The sequence below is a fragment of the Kitasatospora sp. LaBMicrA B282 genome (assembly GCF_050325825.1).
GTDB lineage: Bacteria > Actinomycetota > Actinomycetes > Streptomycetales > Streptomycetaceae > Kitasatospora.
Genome location: NZ_JBNQTI010000278.1, coordinates 1 through 6841, shown reverse-complemented (window position 1 = coordinate 6841; position 6841 = coordinate 1). Strand labels below are relative to the sequence as shown.

Sequence of the window (6841 nt, the reverse complement as noted above, 5' to 3'; positions counted from 1 at the left end):
GGCCTCGCGCCGCGGGCCGCCCGGCGCCGCCGGACGGCCGAACGCCGGGGCCACGCAGGCCAGCAGGGCGCCGACCAGCGGCGCGGCGGCGTCCGCGGCCGGCAGCGCCAGCGCGGTCAGCCGGTCCAGTACGTCCACCACCTGCTCCTCCCCCAGGTACCAGGCGGTGTGGAAGGCCTGCAGCAGCAGCCGGGCGGCCAGCCCCGGCTCGATCCCGCGCCCGACCGCGGCGAGCAGCAGCCGGTGCGCCTCGGGGTAACCGCCGCGCCAGAACTCCGCGGTGCCCCGCACCCAGTCCAGCACCGCCAGGGTGAACGCGTCCTCGGCCAGCTCGGCGCCGCGCAGCGCCAGCGCCGCGGCCCGCTCCGGCTCGGCCGCGTCCAGCGCCGACTCGGCGGCCAACACCAGGCAGCGGACCCGCTGTTCGCGCTCCGGCGCGAGCGCCGCGGCCCGCTCGTAGGCGGCGGCCGCGCCTGCGTGCCCACCCCGGGCCACCGCCCGGCGGGCCGTGCCCTCCAGCGCCTCGGCGAGTTCGGCGTCCGGGCCGGTGGCGGCCAGCGCCAGGTGCCAACTGCCGCGGTCGCCCTCGCCGTCGGCCCGCAGCACGGTGCCGAGCAGCCGGTGGACCGCCAGCACCTCGGGCAGCGGCGTGCTCTCCAGGATCGCGGTGCGCAGCAGCGGGTGGCGCAGCCGGTAGCGGCCCTCCGGACCGCGGCGCAGCAGGCCGGCCCGCTCGACCTCGGACAACTCCGCGGCACCCGCACCGAGTTCACCGGCCGCCCGGAGCAGCAGGGCCGGCTCGCCGCTCTCCTCGGCGGCGGCCAGCAGGAGCAGCTGCCGGGCCGGCTCGGGCAGCCCGGCGACCTGGCCGTGGAAGGCCCGGCGCAGCCGCTCGGTGAGGGCCAACTCGCCGGCCGGGTGCGACCGGTCGGCGGCCAGCGCGGCGGGCAGCTCGGTCAGCGCGAGCGGGTTGCCCTGGGCCTCGGCGAGCACCCGGTAGCGCAGGCCCAGTTCGGCCGCCGCCCCGGAGCGGGCGGCGAGCAGCTCGGCGGCGGCCGCCGGCTCCAGCGGGGCCAGCCGCAGCTCCGGCAGCCCGGGCGCGACCGGGCCGCCCGCGCCGTCCCGGGCCGCGAAGAGCAGCACCAGGCCCTCCCGACCCAGCCGCCGGGCCGCCAGCAGCAGCGCCTCCGCCGAGGAGTGGTCCAACCACTGGGCGTCGTCCACCAGGCAGAGCAGCGGCCGCTCGGCGGCCGACTCGGCCAGCAGCCCCAGGGTGGCCAGGCCGCCGAGCAGCCGGTCGGCCGGACCGCCACCCGGGCCGTCGACCGCGGCCAGCCCGAACGCCGCCTCCAGCGCCCGGCGTTGCGGCACCGGCAGGGCGGGCAACAGGTGCAGCGCGGGGGCCAGCAGCAGGTGCAGTCCGGCGAACGGCAGGTCCGCCTCGGACTCCACCCCGGTCGCCCGCAGCACCGTGAAGCCGTCCGCCTGCTCGGCCGCGTACTCCAGCAACGCGCTCTTGCCGATCCCCGGCTCCCCGCGCAGCACCAGCGCCCCGCTGCGCCCCTCGCGCGCGCCCGCCAGCAGACCGGCCAACGCGGCCTGCTCCCCCGCTCGTCCGTACAGCATGGGTCGACCCTACCTATGGCTGACCGATTCGACCGCCCGCTGTCCCGCCTACCTTCTTGACCTGCGAGGACAACCCGCCGCAGAACACAGGAAGCAAGAAGGAGACCCGAGATGACGAACCTTCAGCAGCTCGCCGAGCAGTACCTGGCCACCTGGAACGAGACCGACCCGGCGGCCCGGCGCAAGCTGATCGACACCCACTGGGCCGAGGACGCCCGCTACACCGACCCGCTGGCCGAGGTGGCCGGCCGGGACGCGGTGGACGCCGCGATCGCCGCCGTGCAGGGGCAGTTCCCCGGCCTGGTGTTCACCCTGGGCGCGGGCGGCGTGGACGCCCACCACGACCTGGCCCGGTTCACCTGGAACCTCGGCCCGGCCGGCGGCGAACCGCTGGTGATCGGCTTCGACGTGCTGATCGCCGACGAGGCGGGCCGGATCTCCGTCGTGGCCGGCTTCCTCGACAAGGTCCCGGCCCTCTGACGGCCCTCCCCCCGGGGCGCCGGCCGCCCACCGCCGCCGGCGCCCCGGGGCCCACCCCGCGCCGCCACCCACTCCGCGCCGCACACCACTCAGCGCACCACTCCGCGCACCCGAGGAGCCCACCGCGATGTCCACCACCCTGTCCGCCGCCGCCCCGGCCCGCGCCGCCCGTCCGGCGCAGCACTCGCGGGGCCTGCTGCCCGTCCTGCTCACCGCCTCCTTCGTCACCACCCTCGACTTCTTCGTGGTCAACGTGGCCATCCCCGCCCTGCAGCACGACCTGCACGCGGGCTCGGCGGGCGTCCAGTGGGTGGTGGCCGGCTTCGGCCTGGCGCTGGCCGTCGCCCTGGTGCCGGCCGGGCGGCTCGGCGACCGGTTCGGCCGGCGCCGGATCTTCGCCCTCGGCCTGCTGCTCTTCACCCTCTCCTCGGCCGCCTGCGGCCTGGCCCCCGACACCGGCTCGCTGGTCGCCGGTCGGGTGCTGCAGGGGCTCTCCGCCGCGCTGATGGGCCCGCAGGTGCTGGCCATCCTGCGGGACACCTACACCGGCGCCGCCCAGGCCAAGGCCTTCGGCCGGTACGCGCTGTCGATGGGCGTCGGCGCGGTGCTCGGCCAGCTGATCGGCGGACTGCTGATCAAGGCCGATCTGCTCGGCCTCGGCTGGCGCTCCTGCTTCCTGGTCAACGTGCCGGTCGGCCTGGTCACCCTGGCCTTCGTGCGGCGCTGCCTGCCGGAGTCCACCGCGCCGGAGAAGACCGGGCTGGACCTGACCGGCAGCGCGCTGGTGAGCGCCGCGCTGACCGCCCTGGTGCTGCCGCTGATCCAGGGCCAGGCGCAGGGTTGGCCGCTGTGGACCTGGCTCTGCCTGGCCGGCTCGGCCGTGCTGTTCGCCCTCTTCGCGCTGCACCAGGGCCGCCTCGCCCGGCACCCGGTGCTCGACCCGCGGCTGCTGCGCGAACCCGGCTTCGGCGTCGGGGTGCTCAGCCAGTTGGCCTTCAACCTCGGTCAGGCCTCCTTCTTCCTGGTGCTCGCGCTCTACCTGCAGCAGGGGCACGGGCTGGACGCGCTCGGCTCCGGCCTGCTCTTCACCGCGATCGGCGGCGGCTACCTGCTGACCTCGCTGAACGCGCACCGGGTGGCCGCCCGGCTGGGCCGCGCCGCGGTGGCGCTGGGCACCGGCGGGATGGCGGTCGGCCTGGTGGTGCTGGCGCTCACCGCGCAGCGGGTGGGCACCGCGGGCAGCGCCTGGTGGCTGGCGCCCGGGCTCTTCCTGGACGGGCTCGGCATGGGGCTGGTGCTGGCCCCGCTGACCGGCGGCGCGCTCGCCGGGGTGCGCCCGCAGCTGGTCGGCTCCGCCGCGGGCGCGGTGGCCACCATGCAGCAGGTCGGCAACGCGCTCGGGGTCGCCCTGGTCGGCAACCTCTTCTACCGCGCGGTGGCCCACGGCTACACCCACGCCTTCACGCTGAGCATGCTGGTGCTGGCCGGCCTGGAGCTGGCGGTGGCGCTGCTGGCCGCCCGGCTGCCCCGGGCCTGAGACCGGCCGGTTCGGACCTGAGAGCGGCCGGTCCGGGCCTGAGGCCGGCTGCCCACGGCTGGGCCCGGCCGGTCCGGATCCGAAGCGGTCGGTCCGGCGCCCCGGAACCGGCCGCTCCGCCACCCCCCTGCCCGGCGCGTGCCGTTCCGTGCCAAAGTGACTCGGATGAGTAGCGAGAAGAACGACGTGCCCGCCTGGGAGCAGCGCTTCCGGGCGGCACGCGTGTCCCTGCCGGACTGGGCGGACGACGCTCCCGAACGTTCGCTGTACGTCTCCAACACGGGCGGCACCTTCGAGATCTACGCCTGGGACCGGGCCGCCGGCACCCACCGGCAGGTCACCGACCGCCCGAGCGGCACCACCGACTCGGCGATCACCCCGGACGGTGCCTGGATCTGGTGGTTCGACGACACCGACGGCGACGAGTTCGGCGTCTGGCGGCGCCAGCCCTTCGCCGGCGGCCCGGACCAGGAGGCGGTGCCCGGCCTGGCGCCGTCCTACGAGGCCGGCCTGGCGCTCGGCCGGGACGGCACCGTGGTGGTCGGCCGCTCGACCGAGGAGGTCGGCACCACCCTGCACCTGCTGCGCCCCGGCGCCGCGGAGCCGGTGGAGATCTACCGGCACGCCGAGTACGGCGGGGTCGGCGACCTGTCCCACGACAGCGCCCTGCTGGCGATCGACCACACCGAGCACGGCGACGCGATGCACAGCGCGATCCGGGTGCTGCGCTGCGCCGACGGCGCGACGGTGGCGGAGCTGGACGAGGTGACCGGCCGGGCCGAGCCGCGCGGCCTGGCCTGCCTGGGCTTCGCCCCGGTGGCCGGGGACAGCCGGCTGCTGCTGGCCCACCAGCGCCGCGGCCGCTGGGAGCCGCTGCTCTGGGACCCGCTGACCGGCGAGCAGACCGAACTGCTGCTGCGCACCGCCGACGGCGCGCCGCTGCCCGGCGACGTCTCCGCGCAGTGGCGTCCGGACGGCCGCGCGCTGCTGGTGGAGCACGAGTTCGAGGCCCGCAGCGAGCTCTACAGCTACGAGCTGGCGAGCGGCGAGCTCGCCCGGCTCGGCACCCCGCGCGGCACGGTGGCCGGCGCCAGCGCCCGGCCGGACGGGACGGTGGAGTTCCTCTGGTCCTCGGCGGCCGAGCCCTCGGTGGTCCGCTCCACGGCCGGCTCGGTGGTGCTGCGGGCGCCCGGCGAGGTGCCGCCGCGCTCGGTGCCGGTGGAGGACGTCTGGGTGGACGGTCCGGCCGGGCGGGTGCACGCACTGGTCCAGCGCCCGGACGGGGACGGCCCGTTCCCGACCATCTTCGAGGTGCACGGCGGCCCGACCCACCACGACAGCGACTCCTTCGCGGCCGGGCCCGCGGCCTGGCTGGACCACGGCTTCGCGGTGGTCCGGGTCAACTACCGCGGCTCCACCGGCTACGGCCAGGCCTGGACCGACGCGCTGCGCGAGCGGGTCGGCCTGATCGAGCTGGAGGACATCGGCGCGGTGCGGGCCTGGGCGGTGGCCTCCGGGCTGGCCGACCCCGAGCGGCTGGTGCTCTCCGGCGGCTCCTGGGGCGGCTACCTGACCCTGCTCGGCCTCGGCACCCAGCCCGACGACTGGTCGCTGGGCCTGGCCGCCGTCCCCGTCGCGGACTACTTCACCGCGTACGCGGACGAGATGGAGGCGCTCAAGTCGCTGGACCGGACCCTGTTCGGCGGCACCCCCGAGGAGGTCCCCGAGCGGTTCCGGGCCTCCTCGCCGCTCAGCTACGTGGAGCGGGTCAAGGTGCCGGTCTACCTCAGCGCGGGGGTGAACGACCCGCGCTGCCCGATCCGGCAGATCGAGAACTACGTGGCGCGGCTGGCCGAGCTCGGCGTCCCGCACGAGGTGTACCGGTACGACGCCGGGCACGGATCGCTGGTGGTGGACGAGCGGATCAAGCAGCTGCGGCTGGAGCTGGACTTCGCCCGGCGGCACCTGAAGGTGTGAGGACGGGGCGGGCCCCGCACCGCGTGGTGCGGGGCCCGCCCCCTGCTCCGTACCGGGTCAGTCGAGGGCCGGGGTCAGTCCGAGCGCCAGGTCCTGGGCCGCCTCCGCCTCGCGCCGGGCCAGCCGGAACCACATGAAGCCGACGAAGCCCGCGAAGACGAACCACTCGAGGGTGTAGCCCAGGTTCTGGAAGGCCCGGGCGTCCAGGCCGCCGGTGCCCTCCGGCTGGGTGGTGGGCACCGGGGTCAGCCCGCTCGGCACGGTGTCGGCGGCAACCCAGCCGTCGTACACCGGGTACGGCAGCAGGTTGACCAGGGTGGCCGGGCTGATCATGCCCAGCTGCCCCGCCGGCAGGCCGCCGTTGACCGCACCGCCGGTGTCGGACGTCTCCTCGGCCTGCAGCCGTCCGTCGACGGTGACCTGCCCGGCCGGCGGCGCGGGCAGCGGGCCACCGGGGGCACCGGGCAGCCAGCCGCGCACCACCGCCACCGCCCGGCCGGTGCCGGTGCGCAGCGGGGTGAGCACGTAGTACCCGTTGCGGCCGTCCACCGTGCGGTTGGGGACCAGCAGCTGGTGGGCGGCGTCGTACTCCCCGGTGGCGGCCACCTCGCGGCCCAGCGCGGCGGTGCCGACCTGGGCGTCCGACCCGGGCAGCACCGAGTCGATCGGGCTGGCGGGCTGCGGCGCCGGGCTGCTGCCACCGTGCGCGGCCGGGGCGGCGGCGTGGTGCGGGGAGACCCGGCCCTCGAACCGGCTCAGCTGCCAGGAGCCCAGCCAGAGACAGACCGCGATGGCGGCGATCGCGAGCACGGTGCCGCCGAGCCAGCGCGGAGTCAGGAGGAATCGGTACACACCTCTCACGGTAGCCACCGTTTCCACGCACCCGACCACGGCCCCCCGACCACGCCGCCCGGCCCGGCCCGAGCCATGGCGCGGACCAGGCACGCGGTGAGCTCTAGCCGGAGGCCTCCGGGGTCGGGGTGTAGTAGAGGGTGCCGCCGCCGCACAGGCCGGGGATGGTGGCGGCTGCCGCGTCGGGGGCGGCGCCGAGGGGGCGGTGGGTGACCGTCAGGGTGGTGCTGTTCGTTGCGGGGGCGGGGCCGGTGGTCGGGGTGGCCGAGGGCGGCACCGTGGCCGCGGTGACCGGCGGCGCGCCGGCCGCCTGCGCGCTCGGGGACGCGCCGCCGTTGTCCGCAGCCCCGGCCGCCGCGGCTGCGGGAG

The 6841-nt window shown here is 76.9% G+C and carries 5 protein-coding genes and 1 pseudogene; 3 read left to right on the top strand and 3 right to left on the bottom strand.

Annotated elements, in window-relative coordinates:
• Nucleotides 1-1626, bottom strand: a 1626-nt coding sequence (locus ACQRUO_RS37995; protein WP_428320745.1) for an AAA family ATPase, incomplete at its 3' end; no start/stop codon positions are given.
• Between the two features lie 111 nt (nucleotides 1627-1737).
• On the opposite strand from ACQRUO_RS37995, the gene ACQRUO_RS37990 reads away from it, so the two are divergent.
• From ACQRUO_RS37990 to ACQRUO_RS37980, 3 genes are all read left to right on the top strand, one after another.
• A complete protein-coding gene (locus ACQRUO_RS37990; RefSeq protein ID WP_428320744.1) occupies nucleotides 1738-2106 on the top strand; it encodes a nuclear transport factor 2 family protein in 369 nt (122 codons plus the stop codon).
• Nucleotides 2107-2233: 127 nt separating this feature from the next.
• On the top strand, nucleotides 2234-3643 hold the full coding sequence (locus ACQRUO_RS37985; RefSeq protein ID WP_428320743.1) for an MFS transporter: 1410 nt from the start codon (nucleotides 2234-2236) through the stop codon (nucleotides 3641-3643).
• Nucleotides 3644-3808: 165 nt separating this feature from the next.
• Nucleotides 3809-5620 (top strand): S9 family peptidase, encoded by a 1812-nt coding sequence (locus tag ACQRUO_RS37980; RefSeq protein WP_428320742.1) that lies wholly within the window; start codon nucleotides 3809-3811, stop codon nucleotides 5618-5620.
• Nucleotides 5621-5677: 57 nt separating this feature from the next.
• Here ACQRUO_RS37980 and ACQRUO_RS37975 read toward each other — a convergent pair whose 3' ends face one another.
• Nucleotides 5678-6472 (bottom strand): SURF1 family protein, encoded by a 795-nt coding sequence (locus ACQRUO_RS37975; protein WP_428320741.1) that lies wholly within the window; start codon nucleotides 6470-6472, stop codon nucleotides 5678-5680.
• A gap of 103 nt (nucleotides 6473-6575) precedes the next feature.
• Nucleotides 6576-6841: pseudogene (locus ACQRUO_RS37970) on the bottom strand (hypothetical protein); the annotation flags it as partial.